Origin of the sequence: Streptomyces sp. WMMC940 (genome assembly GCF_027460265.1) — a bacterium.
Classification (GTDB): Bacteria; Actinomycetota; Actinomycetes; order Streptomycetales; family Streptomycetaceae; genus Streptomyces.
In genome coordinates this window covers 6,506,789-6,529,939 of sequence record NZ_JAPZBC010000001.1, presented here as the reverse complement: position 1 = coordinate 6,529,939, position 23,151 = coordinate 6,506,789, and the positions used below count along the sequence as shown (strand labels likewise).

The following is a 23,151-nucleotide window of genomic DNA, read 5'->3' as shown; positions in this document are numbered from 1 at the left end:
GGGCGCCCCGGTCCTCAGCGCTCCCCCGCGTCCCCGTCCGCCACGATCCCTCCGTAGACCGCGACGAGCCGGGCCCGGGAGTCGTCGAGGTAGCGGGCGAGAAGCCGCTCGGCGTCGTCACGCCTGCCCGCCTTCAGCGCCTCCAGAATCTCCCGGTTTCGCACGAGATACGGCTCATGGAGCCCGCGGGGGTCGTCCACGACATGGAAGACGAGGCGGAGTTCGGCGAGGACGCCGCGCATCAGTTCGTCGGTGCGGGCGCTGCGGGCGAGCGCGACCAGTTCGCGATGGAAGTGGATGTTCGCGGTGGACACGCCCGGCCAGTTCTGCTCGCGGGCCGCCTGCTCACCGCCCACCACCGCGAAGCGCAGCCCGTCGAGCGCGAACGGCGGCTCACCGAGGCCGCGGACGACGGCGCACTCGATCAGCCGCCGGGTGCGGTAGATGTCGTCGACGTCCTCGACCGTGAGCACCCGGACGAACACCCCGCGGTTGAGCTCGTGCACCAGCAGCCGTTCGTGCGTCAGCAGCCGGAACGCCTCGCGCAGGGTGTTGCGCGAGACGCCGAGCGCCCTGCCGATGCCGTCCTCCGAGAGCCGCGCCCCAGGCGGGAAGAAGCCCTCCGCGATCCGGGTGCGCAGAATGTCCGCCACCCGCTCCGCCGTGCTCGTGCGCCCCAGGAGCCGGCGGTCACCGGCCAGTTCACCGAGCTCGGACCCCGTCGTGCCCACAGCGCCCTCTATTCCGCTCTCCGTCACCGCCGGCGGCCCCGTCGGCGTCCGCCACCCATCGTAGGAGCAGGATCCGCCCCGAACGGAAGACGACAAGACTCTTGTCGGATCGTTGAACGATCCTCTACGGTATGCGCAGTGTCACTCTGCAGGACCGGTTCGTCACGCAGCATCACCACTCGCCGCACCCTCTCCCCCTCTGCGAGGTGCCGATGAGCACGACCAGGACCCAACCCGAGCAAGGCGAACTACCCGAGGACACCGGCGCGTTCGCCTGGCTGCGCGCTCTCGGCCCGCGGGGCCGCCGGGCCTTCGGCGGCGCGTTCGGCGGCTATGCGCTGGACTCCTACGACTTCTTCACGCTGCCGCTCGGCATGGTGGCCATCGCCGCCTACTTCAGCCTGGACAGCGGCCAGACCGGGCTGCTGACCACCGTCACCCTGGTCGTCTCCGCGATAGGCGGAGCGCTCGCCGGAATCCTCGCGGACCGCATAGGCCGGGTCCGGGCCCTGATGATCACGGTGATCACCTACGCCCTGTTCACGGTGCTGTGCGGATTCGCGCCCAACTACGAGACCCTGCTGGTGTTCCGGGCGCTCCAGGGCCTCGGGTTCGGCGGCGAGTGGGCCGTCGGCGCGATCCTGGTGGCCGAGTACGCCACGGCGAAGCACCGCGGCCGCACGCTCGGCGCGATCCAGAGCGCGTGGGCCGCCGGCTGGGCCCTCGCCGTGATCGTCTACACGTTGGTCTTCCAGTTCCTCGACGCCGACACGGCATGGCGCGTCATGTTCTGGACGGGCGCCCTGCCGGCCCTCCTCGTCGTGTACGTCCGCCGGAACGTGACGGACGCGCCCGAGGCCGCCGAGCGCCGCAGGACGAGCCGCGACCGCGGATCGTTCACCGCGATATTCCGCAAGGACCTGACCCGGACGACGGTCTTCGCCGTGCTGCTGTCCACCGGGGTCCAGGGCGGCTACTACACACTGGCGACCTGGGTGCCGACGTACCTCAAGTCGGAACGGGGCCTCACGGTCGTCGGTACCGGTGGCTATCTGGCCTTCCTCATATCCGGGGCGTTCATCGGCTATCTGACGGGCGGGTACCTCACCGACGTCCTCGGCCGCAAGAAGAACATCGCGCTGTTCGCCGTGCTCTCCGCGGGCTGCATCCTGGCGTACACGAACATCCCCTCCGGCGCGGACGGGCTGCTGCTGGTGCTCGGGTTCCCGCTCGGGTTCTGCATGTCGGCCATCTTCAGCGGCTTCGGATCGTTCCTGGCGGAGCTCTACCCGACGGCCGTGCGCGGCACCGGCCAGGGCTTCACGTACAACACCGGCCGTGCGGTGGGGGCGTTCTTCCCCACACTGGTCGGCTTCCTGGCCGGCAGCTGGGGCGTCGGCGGCGCCCTGGTCTTCGGCGCCGTGGGTTACGGACTGGCCGTCGTCGCGCTGCTGGGACTGCCGGAGACCCGCGGCCGAGAGCTCGTGTGAAAGGAACTTCCCCATGACCTGGGCCTCGATCGACCTCAACGCCGACCTCGGCGAGGGCTTCGGCCGCTGGCGGCTCACCGACGACGAGGAACTGCTCTCCGTCGTCACCAGCGCCAATGTGGCCTGCGGCTTCCACGCCGGGGACGCGGCCACCATGCGGCGGGTGTGCGCGCTTGCGGCCGAGCGGGGGGTGCGGATCGGCGCCCAGGTCTCGTACCGCGATCTGGCCGGCTTCGGCCGGCGCTCCATGGACGTCCCCGCGGACGAGTTGGCCGCCGAGGTGGCGTACCAGATCGGCGCGCTGGAGGTCTTCGCCCGCGCCGCCGGCGCACGGGTCTCGTACGTCAAACCGCACGGGGCGTTGTACAACCGCGTCGTCCACGACGAGCAGCAGGCCGGGGCCGTGGTCGAGGGAGTGGTGCTGACCGGAGAACGGCTGCCGCTGCTGGGGCTGCCCGGCTCGGTCCTCCACACGATGGCCGAGAAGGCCGGACTCCCGGTGGTCACCGAGGCGTTCGCGGACCGCGCCTACGCGGCGGACGGCACCCTCGTGCCACGGGGGCGGGCGGGCTCCGTCCTCACCGACGCGGACGCGGTCGTCGAACGCTCCGTGTCGATGGCCCGGTTCGGGGTCGTCACCTCGCACTGCGGCCGGTCCGTCGGCGTCCGGGCCCGCTCGTTGTGCCTCCACGGCGACACCGAGGGCGCGGTGGCCCTCGCCCGCCGGGTGCGGGGACAACTGGAGGAGTCGGGCGTCCGGGTGGAGGCGTTCGTATGAGGCTGTTGCCCGTCGGCGAACGGGCACTGCTGGTGGAGCTCGGCAGCGGCGAGGAGGCCGGGGCGCTCCACGCCGAGTTGCTGCGCCGCCGCGCCGCGGGCACGCTGCCCCCGGTACGGGAGATCGTCCCGGCGGCACGGACCGTCCTCCTCGACGGCGTCGACGAGCCGGAGCGGCTGGCCTGCGAACTTCCCCGGTGGACCGTCCCGCCGCTCGCCCCGAGCAGCAGCTCGGTGACGGAGATACCGGTCCGCTACGACGGCCCGGACCTCGCGGAGGTCGCCGCCCTGTGGGGCGTCTGCGTGACGGATGTCGCCGCCATCCATTCGGCGGCCGAGTTCCGCGTCGCCTTCTGCGGCTTCGCACCGGGCTTCGCCTATCTCACCGGACTCGGTGAGGAGTTCACGGTGCCACGGCGCGCCACACCGCGGACGGCGGTGCCCGCGGGGGCCGTCGCCCTGGCCGGGGCGTACACGGGCGTGTACCCCCGTGCCTCGCCCGGCGGCTGGCAGCTGATAGGGACGACGGACGCGGTCCTGTGGGACTCCGCGAGGGAACCGGCGGCACTGCTCTCCCCGGGCTCCCGGGTGCGGTTCGTGGTCGGGACGGAGGCCGGCCCGTGACCGATCTGGCCCTGCTCGTGGTGCGGGCCGGGGCGCTGACGACCGTTCAGGACCTCGGCCGCCCGGGGTACGCGCATCTCGGCGTACCCCGTTCCGGGGCGCTGGACCCGTTCGCGCTGCGCCTGGTCAACCGTCTCGTGGGCAACCCCGAGGACGCGGCGGTGCTCGAGACCACCCTCACCGGCTGCGCGGTACGGCCGCGGAGCGAGGTGACCGTGGCCGTCGGCGGCGCCCCGTGCGCGGTGCGGGTCGGGGGACGGCCCGTGGCCTGGGGGTCGCCCGTGCGCGTGGCGGCAGGGGCGCTGCTGGAGGTGGGCGCCGCGACCCGGGGTGTGCGGAGCTACCTGGGGTTCGCCGGGGGCATCGCGGCGGAGCCGGTTCTGGGCAGCCGCTCGACGGATCTGCTCTCCGGTCTGGGTCCGGCGCCGCTCCGCGACGGAGCGGTCCTTCCGCTGGGCCGGCCCGCCGGCCCGCCCCCGCGCGTGGACGGGTCGCCCTGGCCCGGCCCGCCGACCGGGCTGGTGCTGCGGGTACGGTTCGGCCCGCGTCACGACTGGTTCACGGAAGGGGCGCTCCGGACGCTGGCCGCCGGCGGCCACCGGGTGTCGGCGGCGAGCAACCGCATCGGCCTGCGGACGGAGGGGCCTGCGCTGGAGCGGACCGTCCACGACGAACTCCCCAGCGAGGGCATGGTGCTCGGCGCGGTGCAGGTCCCGCCGGACGGCCGGCCCGTGGTCTTCCTCGCCGACCACCCCACCACCGGCGGCTATCCGGTGGTGGCCGTCGTCCGCGAGCACGACCTCGCGGCGGCGGCCCAGGCGGCCCCTGGCACACCCGTGCGATTCGTGCCCACCGGGTGAGCCGCGGGCAGGACGACGCCCTCGGCCGCACCAGTCCCCCGGGGGGCCGGGCGACACGATGGCCCGGCCGAACCGCACGAGCACTCCGCCACAGCGCTCCGCGGCCCACTGCCCGGCGACCGGGGGCCGTTCCCTCTGCGGGTCCGCGGACGCACCGGTCCCTCCGCCCCGGCTGACCGGGCGACGCGCACCGGCCGCCCGCTCCTCGGGCGCCCTACCGGCCGCTTCCGGTCCGGGCCGCCGGACCGCCCCCGGTCCGGCGGTCCGATTCAGCCGGCCGGGGGCCCGTAGCCACCGCCGCCCGGAGTCCTGACGACGAGGACGTCGCCGGCTCCGACCTCCACCGAGTCCACGCCGCGCAGTTCCTCGATCGTCCCGTCCGAGCGCTCGACGGCGTTCGATCCCGCTGCCCCGGGCTCGCCACCGGCCATGCCGTACGGCCTCACCCGCCGGTGACCGGTCAGCAGGGTGACGGTCATCGGCTCCAGGAAGCGGATGCGGCGGACGGCACCGCGGCCGCCGGGCCAGCGCCCCGCTCCCCCGCTGCCGTCCCGCACCGAGAAGGCGTCCACCCGTACCGGGTAGCGCCATTCCAGCACCTCGGGGTCGGTGAGCCGGGAGTTGGTCATGTGGGTCTGCACGGCATCGGCGCCGCGGAAGCCGTCGCCGGCGCCGGAACCACTGGCCACGGTCTCGTAGTACTGGACGCGGTCGTTTCCGAAGGTGACGTTGTTCATCGTGCCCGACCCCTCCGCCTGGACCCCGAGCGCCGCGTACAGGGCGCCCGTGACCGCCTGCGAGGTCTCGACGTTGCCCGCGACCGTCGCCGCGGGGTAGGCCGGCGAGAGCATCGAGCCGTCCGGCACGCGTACGTCCAGCGGTTCCAGGCAGCCGCTGTTCAGCGGGATGTCGTCGGCGACGAGCGTGCGGAAGACGTACAGCACGGCGGCCATCACCACCGACCTGGGGGCGTTGAAGTTGCCCGGCTGCTGACCGGAGGTGCCGGAGAAGTCCAGGACGGCGCGGCGGGCCTCCCGGTCCACCGTCAGCGTGACCTCGATGACCGCGCCGTTGTCGGTCTCGTAGCGGCAGGAGCCGTCGCCGAGCCCCGCGACGATCCGGCGCACTGACTCCTCGGCGTTGTCGCGCACGTGCCCCATGTACGCCTGGACGACGTCGAGGCCGAACTCCTCGACCATCCGGTCCAGTTCGCTGATCCCCTTCTCGTTGGCGGCGATCTGGGCCCGCAGGTCGGCGAGGTTGGTGTCGGGGTCGCGGGACGGATGGCGGGCACCGGTGAGCAGGGCCCGGGTCTCCGCCTCGCGCAGCCGCCCGTCCCGTACGAGCAGCCAGTTGTCGAAGAGCACGCCTTCCTCGTCGATCGTGCGGCTGAACGCCGGCATCGAGCCCGGTGTGATCCCGCCGATCTCCGCGTGGTGCCCCCGTGAGGCCACGAGGAAGCGGAGCTCACGGCCGGCCTCGTCGAAGACCGGCGTCACGACCGTCACATCGGGGAGGTGGGTGCCCCCGTGGTACGGGTCGTTGATGGCGTACACGTCACCGGGCCGCAGTTCGCCGGCGTTGCGCCGCAGGACCTCCTTGATGGACTCGCCCATCGAGCCCAGGTGCACCGGGATGTGGGGCGCGTTGGCGATGAGGTTGCCGTCGGCGTCGAACAGGGCGCAGGAGAAGTCGAGCCGTTCCTTGATGTTGACCGAGTGGGCGGTGTTCTCCAGCCGCAGGCCCATCTGTTCGGCGATCGCCATGAAGAGGTTGTTGAAGACCTCCAGCAGCACCGGGTCGACGTCGGTGCCGACGGCGGTACGGCCGGGCCGCGGCCGGACACGGGTCAGCAGCAGATGTCCTCCCTCGCCGACGGCGGCCTGCCAGCCGGGGTCCACCACGGTGGTGGCGTCGGCCTCGGCGACGATCGCGGGCCCTTCGACCGTGTCGCCCGGTGAGAGATCCACCCGCCGGAGGAGCGGCGCGTCGGCGGAACGGCCGTCCAGGAACATCCGCACGGTGTCCCGCACCCGCGGCCCCGTGCCGCCGGTGGCCTCCTCGACGACGACCGTCCCATGGGGCCCGGCCGTACCCACCGCCTCGACCGAAACCGCCTCCACGACCAGCGGCTTGTCCATGGTGAAGGCGTACCGTGCGCGGTGCGCCGCGGTGAACGCCCCGCGCATCTCGCTCTCCGTGCCGAGGGGCACGGACATCCCGGCATCCGTGCCGGCGTAGCGGACGAGCACGCGGGCGCGGGTCACGATCGCCTCGTCGGGGACGGCGTCGTCCCGCAGTTCCGCCCGGGTGCGTCCGGCCAGCTCGTCGCAGAGCTCACGCACCCGGGCCAGGGTGTCCTCGCCGAGTTCCGCTTCCACGGACTGCTCGCGCATGGCGGTGGCGTCGGCCAGGCCGATGCCGTACGCGGAGAGCACTCCGGCGAGCGGAGGCACGATGACGGTGTCGATGCCGAGTGCGTCGGCGACCCCGCAGGCGTGCTGGCCGCCGGCGCCGCCGAAACAGGTCAGGGCGTAGCGGGTCACGTCGTGGCCGCGCTGGACGGAGATCTTCTTGACGGCGTTGGCCATGTTGAGGACCGCGATCTCGAGGAAACCCGCCGCGACCTCCTCCGGGCTGCGTTCGGTGCCCGTGGCCTCGCGTACCTCCTCGGCCAGCCGCTCGAACCCCTCCCGTACGGCGTCGGCGTCGAGCGGCTGGTCGCCGTCCGGTCCGAAGACGGCGGGGAAGTGTCGCGGCTGGATCCTCCCCAGCATCACATTGGCGTCGGTGACGGTGAGCGGACCACCGCGCCGGTAGCAGGCGGGGCCCGGTACGGCGCCCGCCGAGTCGGGGCCGACGCGGTAGCGCCGGCCGTCGAAGTGGAGGATCGAGCCGCCGCCGGCGGCGACGGTGTGGATGTTCATCATCGGCGCGCGCATCCGCACACCGGCGACCTGGGTACCCAGCTCCCGTTCGAACTCGCCCGCGTAGTGGGACACATCGGTCGACGTCCCGCCCATGTCGAAGCCGATGACCCGGCGGTGGCCCGCCTGTTCGGAGGTGCGTGCCATGCCGACGACCCCACCGGCGGGACCGGACAGCACGGCGTCCTTGCCCCGGAAGTGGGCGGCTTCCCGCAGTCCGCCGTTGGACTGCATGAACATCAGGCGGATGGAACGGAGCTCCTTCGCGACCTCGTCGACGTAGCGGCGCAGGATCGGTGAGAGGTACGCGTCCACGACGGTCGTGTCGCCGCGGGGTACGAGCTTGATGAGCGGGCTGACCTCGTGGGAGCAGCTCACCTGGGTGAAGCCCAGCTCACGCGCCGCGGCGGCGACGGCCGACTCGTGGTCCGGGTGGCGGTAGCCGTGCATGAACACGACGGCCGCGCTCGCGAAGCCGTCCCTGCGGGCCTGCCCCAACCGCTCCCGCACCGGGGCGAGATCCAGCGGTCGTACCACCTCGCCATGGGCGGAGATCCGCTCGGGCACCTCGATGACGCGGTCGTACACGGCCTCGGGAAGGACGATGTGGCGGTCGAAGAGCCGGGGGCGGTTCTGGTACGCGATGCGCAGCGCGTCCCGGAAACCCTCCGTGACCAGGAGCACGGTGGGTTCGCCGCGGCGCTCCAGCAGCGCGTTGGTGGCGACGGTCGTGCCCATCTTCACGACCTCGACGCGGTCCGCCGGCACCGGAACGTCCGGTCCGAGGCCGAGAAGGAGCCTGATGCCGGCGACGGCCGCGTCGGCGTAGTGCTCGGGGCTGTGGGACAGCAGCTTGCGGGTGACGAGACGTCCGTCGGGCCGTCTGCCGACGATGTCGGTGAACGTCCCGCCACGATCGATCCAGAACTCCCAGCGCCCGCTCATTCCCCCATTCTGGCAAGCGGCGGGACCGGGGACAGCGAGGCGAGGGCGGAGGCGAGGGCGTTTTCGGCGATGTGGTCCAGTCGGGCGCTGGTGCCCCGGGCCCAGTGCCCCAGCTCGGCGCCGGCGAGGCCGAGCAGCTGGGGCAGCAGGTCGGTGCACCGGCGCGCCACCCACGCGGTACCGGCCGTGGCGAGCCATACGGCCTTGGCCGTGCGGCTGGGCGCGGGCTGTTCGGGTTCGCCGCCCGGCGCGGCGCCCAGGGCGAGCCCTCCGGCGGCGAGCAGTTCGTGGAACCGGCGGGCGATCGCCCGGTGACCGCGTTCGCCGGGGTGGAGCCGGTCGGCGCTCCACATCGAGCGGTCCTCGACCCAGGAGCCGTCGGCCAGATGCAGATGGACGGCGCCGTACCGCTCGGACAGCGCGTGGACGACCGCGTTCACGGCGCGCTGCCGCCGAGCGAGCGGGCGGGCGAGGGGGGCGGGCAGGGCCAGCATCGCACCCGGGTCGGGCAGGCAGGCCGTCAGCAGCCGGCTGCCTCTTGCGCTGAGGGCGGCGCAGACCTCGTCGAGGCGTACGGCGAGGTCACGGATGTCGAAGGTGTGCCGGAGGGTGTCGTTCACGCCGACGATGACGGAGGCGAGGTCGGGCGCGTACGCAAGGGCGGCCGGGACCTGGGTCTCTCGTACATCGCGGGCGAGGGCACCGCTGACCGCGAAGTTGCGGAACTCCGCGGGCTCACCGGTCGTGCCGAGCCCCTCGGCCAGCAGCGCGGCCCAGCCGCGCCACGCCCCGTCGACGCGGTCGCCGACGCCTTCGGTGAGCGAATCGCCGAGGGCGGCGAAGCGCGGAACACGCCCGGCGGTCATGGCCGCGTGCGCGATCGCCGCACCGGGCACAACGCCCACGACTCCGGGCACCGAACCCGCACCGGACACCACACCCACAGCCGCAGACACCGAACCCGCTCCGGACGCGGGGACGAGTGCCCGGGACAGGTCGCCCGCGCGGGCACCGGCACACGGCCCGGGTACGGGGCCGGCGGCCGGTTCGCCGCCGGAGCGTCCGCGACGGACCGAGCCGCCCGCCACGGGTGGCGTCAGCACCGCGGCCGCCCGGTCCTCGGAGCCGGGAGGAACGGCCACCGGGTCCTCGGCAAGGGTCACGCCCGCGGAACCGGCGACGGCCACCAGGCCGACTGGCGTCTCCCCGGCGCCGGGCGAGGTCCCCACTCCCACAGCCGCATCGCCCGCACCGGGCCCGGCCGGCGTGTGCCCGTCGTCCCGGGCGGGCATGTCCGTACCGCGCCCGACGTCCGCCGCCGCAGCGCGGAGGGGTGGGACCAGCTCGGTGGTCATGTCGCCGTACCCGGGCGGCCCGCGACCCCGGTGGGGGCGTCGTGGGCGGCGAGGAAGGCCGCGACCGCACGGTTCCAGCCGAAGAGTTCAGCCCTGGCGCGGGCGGCGGCGCGGCGCGGGCCCTCGGCGCGGGCGAGGAGTTCCCGGACCGCGTCGGCGAAGGCCTCCGGTCTGTCGTGGGCGGCGATCCCCGCGTCGCCGACGACCTCGGGCAGGGCCGAGGACGCGCTGGCGACGACCGGTGTGCCGCAGGCGAGCGCCTCCAGCGCGGACAGCCCGAAGGTCTCGGCGGGACCGGGCGCCAGGCAGATGTCCGCCGCGGCCTGGAGGTCGGCCAGGGCCTCGCGGTCGGAGACATGGCCGAGGAAGTGCACGGGCAGCCGCTCCTCGCGCGCGCGCCGGACCAGTCCGGCGCGCAGCGGGCCCTCCCCCGCCACCACGAGGGCCGCCCGCACCCCGCTCCCGCGCAGCCCGGCGAGTGCGTCCAGGGCCATGCCGGGACGCTTCTCCACGGAGAGCCGGGAGCAGAGCATCAGCAGGACGTCGGCGCCCTCCGTGTAGCGGGCGCGGAGCACCCGGCTGCGGCGTCCCGGCCGGCAGCGGTCGAGTTCGACGCCGAGGGGCGCGCGCACCACGTTCCGCGCGCCGATCCGGACGAACTCGCGCTCGGCCCACTCCGTGGTGCAGACGATCCGCGAGTACGACCAGGCACTGCGCCTGTTCAGCCGGTCGGCGGCGCCCTCGGCGAACGCCCCGGGGACACCCCAGGTGCGCAGCACGCCGTCGGCGGTCTCGTGGGACACCATGACCGAGGGAACGCGGCGGCGCCGTGCCCACTCCCCGGTCCAGCGCAGCGTGGTCCGGTCGCAGACCTCCAGCCGGTCGGGGGCCAGCTCCTCCAGGAGGGTGCGCAGCCGGGTCCGGCCGGCGAGGACCCGGTACCCGCCGGTGCCCGGCAGCTCGGGCCCGGGCACGGTGACGACCCGCCCCTGCGCCGTGCGTTCGTCGCTCTCGGTGTCGCCGGGGATCACCAGCACCGGCTCGTGGCCGGCCGCCAGATAGCCGCGTCCCAGCTCGTGCAGCGCGGTGCGCAGCCCGCCGGAGGACGGTGTGACGAAGTTGGCGAGCCGTACGATCCGCAGCCCGCGCGCGTCGTCCGCGCGGTGTGCGCCGTGGGTTCGGACCGCGCGGCCGGCGCCGCTCGTGCCGCCCGCCGCGCTCATGCCGCCACCGCCGTGCGCTCGCGGAGCACCTCGGCGTAGTGGCCCAGGAGCTGGTCGCCGACGGCGGCCCAGGTCCTGCCCTCCACGGTGGCCCGGGCGGCGCGGCCGTACGCCCGTCTCCGCGCCGGGTCGGCCACGAGGGCCGCCACCGCGTCCCGCACCTCAACCGCGTCGTGCGGGGGTACGAGGAAACCGGTCCGGCCGTGGTCGACGAGGTCGAGCGGGCCGCCGGCCGCGGGCGCGACGACCGGCAGGCCGCTGGCCATGGCCTCCTGCACGGTCTGGCAGAACGTCTCGTACGGGCCGGTGTGGGCGAACACGTCGAGCGAGGCGAAGATCCTCGCCAGGTCGTCGCCCGTGCGACGGCCGAGGAACACGGCCCCCGGCAGTGAGCTCTGCAGCGTGGCGCCGCTGGGCCCGTCGCCCACGACGACGACCTTGACACCCGGGAGCGCGCAGACCCCGGAGAGCAGCTCGACGCACTTCTCCGGTGCGAGCCGGCCGACGTAGCCGACGATCGTCTCGCCGCGCGGGGCGAGTTCCCTTCGCAGCGACTCGTCCCTCAGCTCGGGCCGGAACCGTACGGTGTCCACCCCGCGCGGCCACAGCCGCACCCGCGGCACGCCGTGCTCCTCCAGGTCGCGGACGGCGGCACTGGACGGTGCCAGGGTCCGGTCCGCGGCCGTGTGGACGGTGCGGATGCGCCGCCAGGCCGTGTTCTCCCCCGCGCCCATGTACGTACGGGCGTAGCCGGCGAGGTCGGTCTGGTAGACGGCGACGGCGGGGAGCCCGAGCCTGGCGGCGACGCCCATGCCGCGCACGCCGAGCACGAACGGGCTGGCGAGGTGGACGACATCGGCCCGGTGCGCGGTGAGCGCCGCGGCCAGCCGCCGGCTGGGCAGCGCGACCCGGACCTGGGGGTAGCCGGGCAGGGGCAGGGACGGCACGCGCACGACCGGGCAGGGGGCGGCGGCGTCGGGTCCGGCCACGGCCGGGGCGATGACGAGGGGGTCGTGGCCGCGCGCGGCGAGATGCCGGGCGGTCTGCAGGGCGCAGTGCGCCACACCGTTGACGTCGGGTGGAAAGGATTCGGTGACGATGACGACACGCATAATCGTGTTCTCGTCCCGCCGGGGGTGGCGCGGCCAACGTGGATCTTTCCGCGCGTCGAACGTCCCATGAGCGTTTGACCCCGACCGGCGTGTACCCACCGGACCTGCCCCCCGTTGCCCCGGCGTGCCCGTTCCGGCCACGATCCCACAGTGTTTTCGGCCGCCGGTCTCCTCGGCAGCGGCGGGAGGCGCGCGTCGCCGACGAGCCGAGGGGCAAGGGAGCCCGAACCGCCGCCGAGCCGGGCGAGCCGACCTGGCCCGCTCGCCCGGACCGGCCCTCGCTCGGCCCGCCCCGCGGCCCGTCAGCGCACCGCACGGTGGTGGCCCGGCGCGGACCGGTTCGCCGGTTGCTCCGCTCCACGCGCCGCGGTGCGCCGGTCAGCGGGCACCGCGGCGCGTCAGGTCAGCGTGGAGGGGCTTCCGGCGCGATACGGCTGCGGACGGCCGTCTGCACCTCGGCCTCCTCCGCCGGGTCGGCGGCGAGCCGGCGGAGACGCTCGGCGACGCGTGCGTCACCGGTCTCGGCGTGCAGTGCGGCGACCTCTCTCGTGGTCTCCTCGCAGTCCCACAGGCATTCGACGGCGAAGCCGGTCGCGAAGGAGGGGTCGGTGGCGGCCAGGGCGCGGGCCGTGCGGCCGCGCAACTGGGAGGAGGCGGTCTCGCGGTAGACGTGGCGCAGCACGGGTGCGGCGCAGCCGATGCCCAGCCGGCCGGTGCCGTCGACGAGGACCCACAGCAGGGGGGCGTCGGGTCCTTCGGCGCGGACGGTCTCGCGGAGTGCGCCGAGGACGAGCTCGCTGTCCTGGGCGCCGCCCCGACAGGCGAGGACGCCTGCGGCGGAGGCGCCGAGCGCGTCGGGACGGTGGATCCAGCCACGCGCCCGGTCGACGGCGTCGCCGCCGCACATCCGCTCGAACGCGGCGACGGCGGCTTCGGCGACGGTACGGGAAGGGTCGGCGGCCGCGGCCTCGATGAGATCGAGGACGGCGGGATCGCGCATCTCCGCCAGGTAGTGCAGGGCGGCGCAGCGTGCGCCGTCGGGCCCACCGCGTGCGGCCTCGGCGATCAGCGGCCGGTCGTCGGGTCCGGCGACGGCGCCGAGACAGCGCGCCGCGGGCACGTGCAGAGCGCTGCCGCGCTCCAGGCTCTGCTGGGCCCAGTCGAGGACCGACTCGACACTCCAGCCGGGGCGCGGCCCCGTGGGCCGCATCTGGCGCTGCCAGCGGTCGAAGGACCCGCGTTCCCGGGCGGCGCGCACCCGGGCGCCGACCGCCTCCCGGCGGTCCTCGGCCCAGAGCCGCCACGGCCTCGGCTCGAACGCGTCGCGCACGGCGGCGGCCAGCTCGGCGTCGCCTGCCGGGGTGGCCGGGAAGCGGCCGAGCACGGCTCCCGCGAGTGAGCGGAGCCCGGAGTCGTCGTCGCGCAGGGCGAGCTCGTCGAGGGCCCAGGCCCAGTTGGCGCCGGTCGCCGCGTACCTGCGCAGCAGCACCAGCGAGTCGTCGCGTCCGTACGAGGCCAGGTGGCCCAGCACGGAGAGCGCGAGCCCGGTCCGGGTGTCCTCGGTGTCGAGGTGGTCCTCGGCGGCGAAGAGGTGGGCCTCGATCTCGTCGAGGCCCCCGCCCAGGTCCAGGAAGAGGCGGGCGTAGTAGAGGGAGCGGTTCTCCACCTGCCAGTCGTGGCGGGGGTCGTGGAGCACGCAGTGGTTGAGGGCAGCGAGGGCTTCGGCGCGTGGCGCGGCGAGCGCGTGCAGCGTGCCGTCGCCGCGGCCCCTCTGCAGCAGGCCGAGCAAGGTGCCGCTCGGCGCTATGACTGGTTCGAACATGGAAAGTGCCTCACATCAAGCTGTCGACGCGACCGGGGGTGTGTTCGCCTAGGCCACGCGGCAACATGATCGGCTGCCCGTCGTCTTCCGCTTGGTGCAAACCATCTTCCTCTGCCTCTCGTCGGTGGCCCCCTGCGGGCCCGACGTCATGATGACCCAGCCATTTCGTCGCCGCGACCACATTTAGGGCGACTGTTCCGCCTCGCGTTCAACTCCCGTTCACCGGGCGCCGAACAGCTCCAGGAGGTCTGTCTTCCCAAACATCCGCGCGGTATCCACCGCGGACGGAGTTCCCGCCTCCGGGTCGGCTCCACCGTCCAGCAGAGCCCGGATCACCCCGTCCTCGCCCTTGAAGACGGCACCGGCGAGAGGTGTCTGGCCGCGGTCGTTGGCGCGGTCCGCGTCGGCACCGCGCGCCAGGAGAGCGGTCACCGCGCCTGCGTGGCCGTGGTAGGCGGCGAGCATGACGAGCGAGTCGCCCTTGTCGTTGGCGAGGTTCGCCGGGACGCCCGCGTCCACGTAGGCGGCGAGGGCCTCGGCGTCTCCCTGGCGTGCCAGGTCGAAGATCCTGGAGGCCAGCTCGACCACCTCGGGATCCGGGGCTTCACTCATCCGAAGGACCGCCTTTCACTGCGCTGACAACGGGCGCCCGGTGCGTCCCGGACCCCCGATAGGGGCTTGACCTGCTGCTTCGTAGGGCGGGGCGGCGCCGCACGAGCGAACCGACAGGGTACTGCGCCACCCACGGGGCATCACTCCCCAGGACCCGTGAGGAAGATCCCGCGGCACCTGGCGAAGATCACGCGAAGTGGCACCGCGAAGATCAACACCCGTTCGGCAATGATCCGTCATCCGCCGGTCCAGTGAAAGAGGCGAACTTTCACCCGAATGCACCTTTTGTCGTATAGATACCTTCTGTGAGGATGGAAGGACTCATGGTGACTGTCCCCTCAACCAGGAGAACCGCTCATGATTCTGTCCATCTCAGGCGTCGTGCTGCTGGGCATCATCGTCTTCCTGTTCTTCAAGAAGGACGGACTGAAGGCGTCGCACGCGCTGGTCTCCGCGCTCTTCGGCTTCTACCTCGCGGGCACGGCCATCGCCCCGAGCATCACCGCGGGAGGCGCGAGCCTGGCCAGCCTCCTGGGCGGGATCAAGTTCTGACCTCCCCGCACCACCCCTCCCACACTTCTGAGGAGCAGGAGAACCACGTGGCCCGGCGACCACTCCCCCGCATTCCGATCAGCGCCAACGACCGGATCGCTCGCAGCCGTGAGCTGGCGCGGACGGCCGCCGACAACGCCACCGACGTCCTCCATCCGCTCATCACGATCAGCCGCGGGCTACGGCTGCTGGCCGCCGCCGGACTGCGCAAGTGGGCCGACACGCCCAAGGACCGGCGTGGCCCCGCGCTGTTCCTGGCGGCGGTCTGCGTCCTGGCCGTCGCCCTCCTCCCGTACGGGCCGCTGCTCGGGCTGATCGGCCTGATGGGAGTCGCGGCCTGGAAGGGACGGGAGCGCACGCCGGTGCGCACCGGACCCGACGAGTCGCAGGTCGCGCGACTCCAGGCGCTCCACGACGCCCTGGTGCCGTACTTCTCCGTCCCGGAGGATCCGAGTCCGCTCTTCGCCCACGGCGGCGAGTGGTCGAAGGCGCTCAGCGACCACGAGTTCGACGGGGACGGCAGGCTGACCCGGCTGCGGGTGAAGTACCCGGCGTACTTCCCCGACGGCGAGGCAGAGGCCCGTGCCCGGATCGAGCAGTTGCTCCACGCCAAGTCGGGCCGCGGCCGCGAGTACCTGTTCGCCTGGGACGAGGAGGCCAACCAGCTGCTGATGAGCGTCCTTCCCCCGCTGCCGACCACCATCGCCGCCCAGCGCTTCGTGACCGCTCCCGGCGAACTGGTCCTCGGCTTCACCGACCCGGACTCCGTCCAGCGGACCGTGCCCGTCCTCGACGGCGACGCCACGAGGGACGCGCCCCCCGTGGTGTGGCGCACCGGCCCGCGCTCGACGGAGCCGCATCTGCTGGCCGTCGGACACCCCGGCAGCGGCACCACCTCCCTGCTGCGCTCCCTCGCCCTGCAGGCGCTGCCGCACGGGGACGTCCTCGTCGTGGAGGGCAGTGGCACCGGCGAGTACGCCTGTCTGACGGGCCGCGAAGGCGTGCTCGCCGTCGAGTGCGGACTGGCCGGGGCACTGGCCGGTCTGGAGTGGGCGGCCCATGAGACGGAGCGCCGGCTCATCGCGGCCAACCGGGCGCGGCAGGCGGGTCACCCCGCGCCCGAGGACACCCGGCGCCCGCTGTGCATCCTGGTGGACAGGCCCAGCGTCTTCGGGCATCTGGCGGCCGCGGACGACCGGCCCGACCCCCAGCAGCTCCTGCAGGTCCCGCTCAGGCACGGCCGGGCCGCGCACGTGACCGTGGTGGTCGCCGAACAGTTCGACAGCCTCGAGTTCCTGAACGAGACGGTGCGCACGCACACACGCGCCCGGCTCGTGCTCGGCCCGACCACGCCGGAGCAGGTGAAGGGCGTGCTCGGCGCTCCCCCGCACACCACCCCCACCTCCGACGTGCCGCCCGGCCGGGGTTACGCCCGGATGGGAACGGGAGCGGTGCTCAGGCTCCAGGTGCCCGCGACGCCCGACCCGTACGACGAGGCGGCGAGCGAGGCACACCGGCAGGCCGTGCTGCGTCTGCTCCCGGAGAGGCAGAACACCGGGGCGACGGACATGCCCGGGGGCGGGCGGGGCACGGAGCGGGAGACCGAGCCGGCGGGTCACGGCGAGACGCCGACCGGGCCGCACGAGGAACTCCCAAACGGCGCTGCGGGAGGTCCGCGCACCGGTCCCGTCCCGGAACCGGCGGCGAGCGCGCCCGTACGCGCCTCCTCGGCACCGGTGCCCGCGGAGGGCTGAACGCGCCGCCGGGACCACGCCCGGCAGGGGGCGCGGGCCGGCCCTCCGTCTCCCGGCCCACCCCGCCCCCACGCTCACGCCGCCGCCCCGCCGGCCCTCCCCAGCGCATCGGCTCCCGCCGCGGCCGGGCGCAGCCCTCGCGCCCGGCCGCGGCAGCGTCGACGGAGAGCCCCTCCCGGATCGTCCTCGTCACGGCGCCACGCGGGTCCCCCGGCCGTCGGGCCCACCGGCCCGTACCGCGAAGAACCGAACGCCGGGAAGACCCCCCTACGCCACGAACGTCCTCGGTGCCTCCGTGCCCGTGGTCACGCCCGTCCTCACCAGCCGGGCCGCCGCCGCCAGCCGGGTCGCCGCCTCCTCGGCGACGGGTCCGCCGACGGTGAACGGCAGCCGGACGTAACCCTCGAACGCACCGTCCACGCCGAACCGCGGCCCGGAGGGGACGCGCACGCCGACCCGTTCACCGACCTCCGCCAGACGGGAACCGGACAGACCGCCGGCGCGGACCCACAGCGTCAGCCCGCCGTGCGGGACCTCGAACTCCCAGTCGGGCAGCTCCCGGCGCAGCGCCGTCACCATCTCGTCCCGGTTGCGGCGGGCCTGCTCACGGCGCAGGGCCACTGCCTCGTCCCAACCGCCGGTGCCCATCAGCCAGTTGACCCCGAGCTGCTCCAGGACCGGGGTGCCCAGGTCGGCGTAGGCACGCGCGGCGACGAGGGAGCGGATCACGTCCGGGGCGGCCCGTACCCAGCCGATCCGCATGCCCGCCCAGAAGGCCTTGCTCGCCGAGCCGACCGTCAGGACGGTCGAGCCCGCCGGGTCGAAGGCACAGACGGGCCGGGGCATCCCGGTCTCGTCGTCGAGGCGGAGTTCGGCCATCGTCTCGTCGACGACGAGCACCGTGCCGGCGGACCGGGCGGCGTCGACGAGCCGGCGCCGCTGGTCCTCGTCCGCGAGCGCCCCGGTGGGGTTGTGGAAGTCGGCGACGACGTAGGCGAGCCGGGGTGCGGCGTCGCGCAGGACCTGACGCCAGCGGGGCAGGTCCCAGCCCGCGAGCCCCTCGGCCATCGCGACCGGTACCAGCCGGGCGCCGGCCTCGCGCATCAGCTGGAGGATGTTGGCGTACGACGGCGACTCGACGGCGATGCGCTCGCCCCGTCCCGCGAAGAGGTGGCAGATCGCGTCGATGGCGCCCATGGCACCGGTGGTCACCATGATCTGTTCGGGCATGGTGGGGATGCCGCGCTCGGTGTACCGGTCGGCGAGCGTCCGGCGCAGCGCGGGCAGGCCGGCCGGGTAGTCGCCGTGGGTGTGCGCGTACGGCGGCAGTTCCTCCAGCGCGCCCTGGATGCTCCGGGTCAGCCAGGGCTCGGGGGCGGGCAGCGCCGCGCAGCCGAGGTCGATCATCGACCCGAGGGACTCCGGGGGCAGCGGTTCGAGCCCCCGTGCCGGCAGCGGGTTGCCGGCGGGCACGGCCGTCCAGCTGCCGGCCCCTCTGCGGGACTCCAGGAAGCCCTCGTTCCGCAGGGCCTCGTAGGCCGCCGCCACGGTGGTGCGACTGACGGCCAGGGCCAGTGCCAGTTCGCGCTCGGCGGGCAGCCGTGCGGCGACGGGGACCCGGCCCTCCAGGACGAGCAGCCGGATACCGTCCGCGAGGGCACGGTACGCGGGCGGTCTGCGGGTGCCGGGGCCCGCCGGGCGCGGCTGCTGTGCCTGCAGTTGCCGGGCCAGCGCGGGCGCCCCCACCGCCGAAGTCCACTGAGCCATCGCAATCAGTCCACCTTCCTCGGATTGGCCATGGTTGACCTCTCCGTCCCCGCCACAGAGTGTCATGCATCAGTCCACTTCCACCACCGGGGGCAGAACCTTGTCCATCACGTCCGGTCTGCGGGGCAGGCATCTGCCCCGCAGACTGCTGCAGCTCTACTTCGGCCTGGCGCTCTACGGGGCGAGCTCCGCGCTCCTGGTCCGCGGGGGACTCGGCCTCGAACCCTGGGGTGTGCTGCACCAGGGCCTGGCCGAGCGGACGGGTCTCACCATCGGCGCCGTCTCGATCGTCGTCGGCGCCGTCGTCCTGCTGCTGTGGATACCGATCCGCCAGAGGCCCGGACTCGGAACCGTCTCCAACGTCTTCGTCATCGGCATCGCCATGGACGGCACCCTCGCCGTCGTGCCGGACGCCCACGGCCTGGCCGTGCGGATCCCGGTGATGGCCGCCGGGATCGTCCTCAACGGCGCGGCCACCGGCCTCTACATCTCCGCCCGCTTCGGCCCCGGTCCGCGCGACGGGCTGATGACCGGGCTGCACCGGCTGACGGGGCGTTCGATCCGGCTGGTCCGGACGGCGATCGAGGTCGCGGTCGTGGCCACCGGGTTCCTCCTCGGCGGCACGGTGGGCGCGGGCACGGTCCTCTACGCCCTGTCCATCGGCCCGCTGGCGCAGCTGTTCCTGCGCGTGTTCGCCATCCCGTCCGACGGTGGAGGAAGCACGGTCGTCGCCGGATCGTCACCCGAACGAGCGATACTGCGTTCGTGACTTCCGCACCGCGCCCCAGGCACCCGTATCTCGACCACCCCGCCCCCATACCGTTCGCCCACCGCGGCGGCACGGCCGACGGCCTGGAGAACACGGCGGCGGCGTTCCGGCGCGCGGCCGCGCTCGGCTACCGCTACTTCGAGACGGACGTGCACACCACCGCGGACGGCAGGCTCGTCGCGTTCCACGACCCGACTCTGGACCGGGTGACCGACGCCCGCGGCCGGATCGACCGGCTGCCGTGGGCCGAGGTGGAACGGGCACGGGTGGCCGGGAAGGAACCCCTGCCGCTCTTCGAGGACCTGCTAGAGGAGTTCCCGGAGGCCCGCTGGAACGTGGACATCAAGGCCGAGGGCGCGCTGGCGCCACTGGTCGACCTCGTGCGGCGGACGAACGCCTGGGACCGGGTCTGCGTGGGCTCGTTCTCGGAGAGCCGGGTGTCGCGTGCGGCGCGGCTCGCCGGCCCGGGGCTGGCGACCTCGTACGGCGTGCGCGGGGTGCTCGGCCTGCGGCTTCGCTCGCTCGGGATCCCGGCGGTGATGCGCCCCGGCGCGGTGTGCGCACAGGTACCGGAGTCGCAGGGCGGGATGCGTGTGGTGGACCGGCGCTTCGTCCGCGAGGCCCACGCCCGCGGGCTCCAGGTGCACGTGTGGACGGTGAACGATCCGGACCGTACGGCCGCTCTCCTGGACCTGGGAGTGGATGGCATCATGACCGATCATCTGGAGATGCTGCGTACGGTGATGACCGACCGGGGGGTCTGGGTCTGAGCGTCGTGACGTCTCCCCACGGGGACGAGTGAGGGGGGCGGGTCATGACCGCCGACACCGCGGACCGGACCACCGGTGCGGACGACGCCGATCGCCGCCGCGAACAGCGTGGCTGGTACTTCTACGACTTCGCCTGCTCCGTCTACTCGACGAGCGTCCTGACGGTGTTCCTCGGTCCGTACCTCACCGCGGTGGCGAAGGCGGCGGCGGACGCCGACGGTTTCGTCCACCCGCTCGGCATCCCGGTCCGCGCCGGTTCCGTGTTCCCCTACGCGGTGTCCGTCTCGGTGGTGCTGGCGGTGCTGGTGATGCCGATGGCGGGTGCCATCGCCGACCGCACCGGCCGCAAGAAGCCGCTCCTGGCGGTCGCCGCGTATCTGGGGGCGACGGCGACGACGGCCATGTTCCTCCTCGACGGGGACCGCTATCTCCTCGGCGCGTTCCTGCTGATCGTCGCCAACGCCTCGCTGTCGGTCTCGATGGTCCTCTACAACGCGTACCTGCCCCAGATCGCCGGGCCGGAGGAGCGGGACACGGTCTCCTCGCGCGGCTGGGCCTTCGGCTACACCTCGGGGGCGTTGGTCCTGGTGATGAACCTCGTCCTCTACACCGGCCACGAGTCCTTCGGGCTCTCCGAGTCGGAAGCGGTCCGCGTCTGCCTGGCCTCGGCAGGGGTGTGGTGGGGCGCCTTCGCGCTGGTGCCGCTGCGGCGCCTGCGGGACCGCCGGACGGCCGCGGACGGGACGCCCGGCCTCACGGAGGGCGCGGTCGGAGCGGGCTGGCGCCAACTGGTCGCGACCCTGAAGGACATGCGCCGCCATCCGCTGACGCTGTCCTTCCTGCTGGCGTACCTCGTCTACAACGACGGGGTGCAGACGGTGATCTCCCAGGCGTCGGTGTACGGCTCCGAGGAGCTGGGCCTCGACCAGACCACCTTGATCACGGCGGTGCTGCTGGTGCAGGTGCTGGCGGTGGCCGGCGCACTGGGCATGGGCCGGCTGGCCCGCGTCCACGGGGCCAAGCGCACGATCCTGGGCTCGCTCGCCGTGTGGACGTCGATCCTCGCCGCCGGATACTTCCTGCCCGCGCGGACGCCGGTGTGGTTCTACGCACTCGCCGCCGCGATCGGCCTGGTGCTCGGCGGGAGCCAGGCGCTGTCCCGCTCGCTGTTCTCCCATCTCGTCCCACGCGGCAAGGAGGCGGAGTACTTCTCCGCGTACGAGATGAGCGACCGGGGGCTGAGCTGGCTGGGGCCGCTGGTGTTCGGTCTGGCGTTCCAGCTGACGGGAAGCTACCGGACTGCCATCATCTCCCTGGTGATCTTCTTCGCACTGGGATTCGTGCTCCTGGCGCGCGTCCCGGTGAGGCGTGCGGTGGCCGCGGCGGGGAACCCGGTACCGGAGCGGATTTAGACGTTGAAGCGAAGGGCCGGTAGTGTACGCCTTTGGCCTGCCAGGCGGACCGTTACTGCGCGCTGAAAAGCTCCAAACGCTGGGTGACACTTTCTGCCAGATGTGACAAACCGGGCACTGGTGGGTACCCAAACCCTGGAAAAGCAGCGGCACGACGGGCGACGACGCATGACCGGCAACGGGAATCTTTACCGCCGACCGGACGTTGACCGGATGACGACGACAGCGACACCTGTCCTGTGGGCGACAAGCCCGGGAGGCACGATTCATGAGTGAGCGAGCTCTTCGCGGCACGCGCCTCGTGGTGACCAGCTACGAGACCGACCGCGGCATCGATCTGGCCCCGCGCCAGGCGGTGGAGTACGCATGCCAGAACGGACATCGTTTCGAGATGCCGTTCTCGGTCGAGGCGGAGATTCCGCCGGAGTGGGAGTGCAAGGCGTGCGGCGCCCAGGCACTCCTGGTGGACGGGGACGGCCCCGAGGAGAAGAAGGGGAAGCCCGCGCGTACGCACTGGGACATGCTCATGGAACGGCGCACGCGTGAGGAGCTCGAGGAGGTGCTGGCCGAACGGCTGGCCGTCCTCCGCTCCGGAGCCATGAACATCGCGGTGCACCCGCGCGACAGCCGGAAGTCCGCGTAAGGGCGCACCATCGACTCGCGCATAGCGCAGGAGCCGCGGGCTGCCGCACACACATCGTGTGCCGCAGCCCGCGGCTCCTTCGTATGCGCTCCCGTACGCCGGGCACACGGCTCGGGCACCTGCCCTACGGGTCCACGGGGCCCGGCGGCGACGGCCCGGCACCAGGGATTCCTGTCAGCTTCGTCGCGCAGGCGCGGTCCCGAGGGGCCGCAGACCGTGCGGGACCGCGGGGCTACGACATCAGCGGCGGGCGCGGACCCGGCTCGGGTCGGGGTCCCGCGGGTGTGTCCTCCCGGACGACCTCACCCTGCACGATCTTTCCGTCCGGGCGGTGAATACGGGCCTGCTGGAATGCGTCACCGAGGGAACCGGGACCCGCCTGCCGCATCCGGCGCTCCAGCGACCGCTCGGTCCTCCGCCCGAGCGCCGTGCGGACCGCCGGCACGAGCAGCAGGAGACCGGCCGCGTCCGACACCAGGCCGGGCAGCATGAGGAGCAGTCCGCCGAGCATCAGGAAGCCGTTCCCGGTGCTCCGTGCGTCCTCGGCGCCGGCGGTGCTCGCCGTGCCCGACTGCTGCCGCTGGATGGTCTCCGACAGACTGCGGAAGGCACGACGCCCGGCCCGTTTGATCACCACGGCGCCGAGCACGCCTCCGGCCACGAGCAGCGCGAAGACGGTGAGCCCGCCCGCGGCGCCGGCCACGACGGTCAGCAGCCAGATCTCCAGCACGAGCCAGGCGGCGATGCCGAGGGGAACGAAGGTGCGGGCGCGCGAGCGCCTGGGGGCCGTCGGTGTCGTTGCGCCGGTCGTCATGCTCCCAGTGTGCCTGGGTCGCGGCAGGAGTGACGTAAGGCCGGTCGGCAATCCGGCCGGCGGGCTGGGAACGCCGGGCCGGGGCCGCGGCCGGTGTCGGGGCGGTCCGACCGACCGCGCCGGGTCTGCCGGACCGACGCCCGGCCCGGTACCGGGGACCTGCCGCGGGGCCGGGAGCGGCGGTCAAGGGCT

General features: G+C 73.6%; 19 protein-coding genes. 10 read left to right on the top strand and 9 right to left on the bottom strand.

Annotated features, from left to right (window positions below; translation table 11 throughout):
- Window positions 1-14 precede the first annotated feature (14 nt).
- On the bottom strand, window positions 15-731 hold the full coding sequence (locus O7595_RS28840) for a GntR family transcriptional regulator (protein ID WP_269731503.1): 717 nt from the start codon (window positions 729-731) through the stop codon (window positions 15-17).
- 212 nt (window positions 732-943) lie between these two features.
- Between O7595_RS28840 and O7595_RS28835 the strand changes: the two genes are divergently transcribed.
- The 4 genes from O7595_RS28835 to O7595_RS28820 are packed head-to-tail and all read left to right on the top strand — an operon-like array spanning window position 944 to window position 4,482.
- Complete coding sequence (locus O7595_RS28835) at window positions 944-2,221, top strand: MFS transporter (RefSeq protein WP_269731502.1); 1,278 nt, start codon at window positions 944-946, stop codon at window positions 2,219-2,221.
- Between the two features lie 13 nt (window positions 2,222-2,234).
- Window positions 2,235-2,999, top strand: a complete 765-nt coding sequence (locus O7595_RS28830; RefSeq protein ID WP_269731501.1) for a LamB/YcsF family protein — start codon at window positions 2,235-2,237, stop codon at window positions 2,997-2,999.
- Entirely contained in the window at window positions 2,996-3,622 is a 627-nt protein-coding gene (locus O7595_RS28825; RefSeq protein WP_269731500.1) for a 5-oxoprolinase subunit B family protein, read from the top strand. The genes O7595_RS28830 and O7595_RS28825 overlap by 4 nt, the downstream gene beginning before the upstream one ends.
- Entirely contained in the window at window positions 3,619-4,482 is an 864-nt protein-coding gene (locus O7595_RS28820; RefSeq protein ID WP_269731499.1) for a biotin-dependent carboxyltransferase family protein, read from the top strand. Before O7595_RS28825 ends, O7595_RS28820 begins: the two co-directional genes overlap by 4 nt.
- A 269-nt stretch (window positions 4,483-4,751) precedes the next feature.
- Here the strand turns inward: O7595_RS28820 and O7595_RS28815 are convergent, their stop codons facing one another.
- The 6 genes from O7595_RS28815 to O7595_RS28790 form a co-directional block, all read right to left on the bottom strand.
- A complete protein-coding gene (locus O7595_RS28815) occupies window positions 4,752-8,354 on the bottom strand; it encodes a hydantoinase B/oxoprolinase family protein (RefSeq protein WP_269731498.1) in 3,603 nt (1,200 codons plus the stop codon).
- Window positions 8,351-9,220, bottom strand: a complete 870-nt coding sequence (locus O7595_RS28810) for an SGNH/GDSL hydrolase family protein (RefSeq protein WP_269732666.1) — start codon at window positions 9,218-9,220, stop codon at window positions 8,351-8,353. The genes O7595_RS28815 and O7595_RS28810 overlap by 4 nt, the downstream gene beginning before the upstream one ends.
- Before the next feature lie 485 nt (window positions 9,221-9,705).
- Window positions 9,706-10,932, bottom strand: coding sequence for a glycosyltransferase (locus O7595_RS28805; protein WP_269731497.1), 1,227 nt, complete (start codon window positions 10,930-10,932; stop codon window positions 9,706-9,708).
- Window positions 10,929-12,044 (bottom strand): glycosyltransferase family 4 protein, encoded by a 1,116-nt coding sequence (locus O7595_RS28800; RefSeq protein WP_269731496.1) that lies wholly within the window; start codon window positions 12,042-12,044, stop codon window positions 10,929-10,931. Before O7595_RS28800 ends, O7595_RS28805 begins: the two co-directional genes overlap by 4 nt.
- A 403-nt stretch (window positions 12,045-12,447) precedes the next feature.
- On the bottom strand, window positions 12,448-13,866 hold the full coding sequence (locus O7595_RS28795) for a HEAT repeat domain-containing protein (protein WP_269731495.1): 1,419 nt from the start codon (window positions 13,864-13,866) through the stop codon (window positions 12,448-12,450).
- Between the two features lie 219 nt (window positions 13,867-14,085).
- Complete coding sequence (locus O7595_RS28790; protein WP_269731494.1) at window positions 14,086-14,478, bottom strand: ankyrin repeat domain-containing protein; 393 nt, start codon at window positions 14,476-14,478, stop codon at window positions 14,086-14,088.
- Window positions 14,479-14,835: 357 nt separating this feature from the next.
- On the opposite strand from O7595_RS28790, the gene O7595_RS28785 reads away from it, so the two are divergent.
- Window positions 14,836-15,030 carry a hypothetical protein gene (locus O7595_RS28785; protein WP_093658158.1) on the top strand — a complete coding sequence of 65 codons (195 nt, stop codon included), beginning with the start codon at window positions 14,836-14,838 and terminating at the stop codon, window positions 15,028-15,030.
- A gap of 47 nt (window positions 15,031-15,077) precedes the next feature.
- Window positions 15,078-16,784, top strand: coding sequence for a hypothetical protein (locus O7595_RS28780; RefSeq protein WP_269731493.1), 1,707 nt, complete (start codon window positions 15,078-15,080; stop codon window positions 16,782-16,784).
- A gap of 267 nt (window positions 16,785-17,051) precedes the next feature.
- On the opposite strand, the gene O7595_RS28775 is transcribed toward O7595_RS28780, so the two are convergent.
- Window positions 17,052-18,551, bottom strand: a complete 1,500-nt coding sequence (locus O7595_RS28775; RefSeq protein WP_269731492.1) for an SCO1417 family MocR-like transcription factor — start codon at window positions 18,549-18,551, stop codon at window positions 17,052-17,054.
- Window positions 18,552-18,615: 64 nt separating this feature from the next.
- On the opposite strand from O7595_RS28775, the gene yczE reads away from it, so the two are divergent.
- The 4 genes from yczE to O7595_RS28755 all read left to right on the top strand — a co-directional run bounded on the left by yczE (window position 18,616) and on the right by O7595_RS28755 (window position 22,145).
- Window positions 18,616-19,320 (top strand): membrane protein YczE, encoded by a 705-nt coding sequence (gene yczE / locus O7595_RS28770; protein WP_269731491.1) that lies wholly within the window; start codon window positions 18,616-18,618, stop codon window positions 19,318-19,320.
- Window positions 19,317-20,090: a glycerophosphodiester phosphodiesterase gene (locus O7595_RS28765; protein WP_269731490.1), complete on the top strand. Its 774-nt coding sequence runs from the start codon at window positions 19,317-19,319 to the stop codon at window positions 20,088-20,090. The genes yczE and O7595_RS28765 overlap by 4 nt, the downstream gene beginning before the upstream one ends.
- A 44-nt stretch (window positions 20,091-20,134) precedes the next feature.
- Window positions 20,135-21,502 carry an MFS transporter gene (locus O7595_RS28760; RefSeq protein WP_269731489.1) on the top strand — a complete coding sequence of 456 codons (1,368 nt, stop codon included), beginning with the start codon at window positions 20,135-20,137 and terminating at the stop codon, window positions 21,500-21,502.
- A gap of 268 nt (window positions 21,503-21,770) precedes the next feature.
- Window positions 21,771-22,145 carry an RNA polymerase-binding protein RbpA gene (locus O7595_RS28755; protein ID WP_003959706.1) on the top strand — a complete coding sequence of 125 codons (375 nt, stop codon included), beginning with the start codon at window positions 21,771-21,773 and terminating at the stop codon, window positions 22,143-22,145.
- 232 nt (window positions 22,146-22,377) lie between these two features.
- Here the strand turns inward: O7595_RS28755 and fxsA are convergent, their stop codons facing one another.
- The gene (fxsA, locus tag O7595_RS28750; protein WP_269731488.1) at window positions 22,378-22,959 is read right to left on the bottom strand and encodes an FxsA family membrane protein; all 582 of its coding nucleotides are present in this window, start codon (window positions 22,957-22,959) and stop codon (window positions 22,378-22,380) included.
- Window positions 22,960-23,151: the final 192 nt, after the last annotated feature.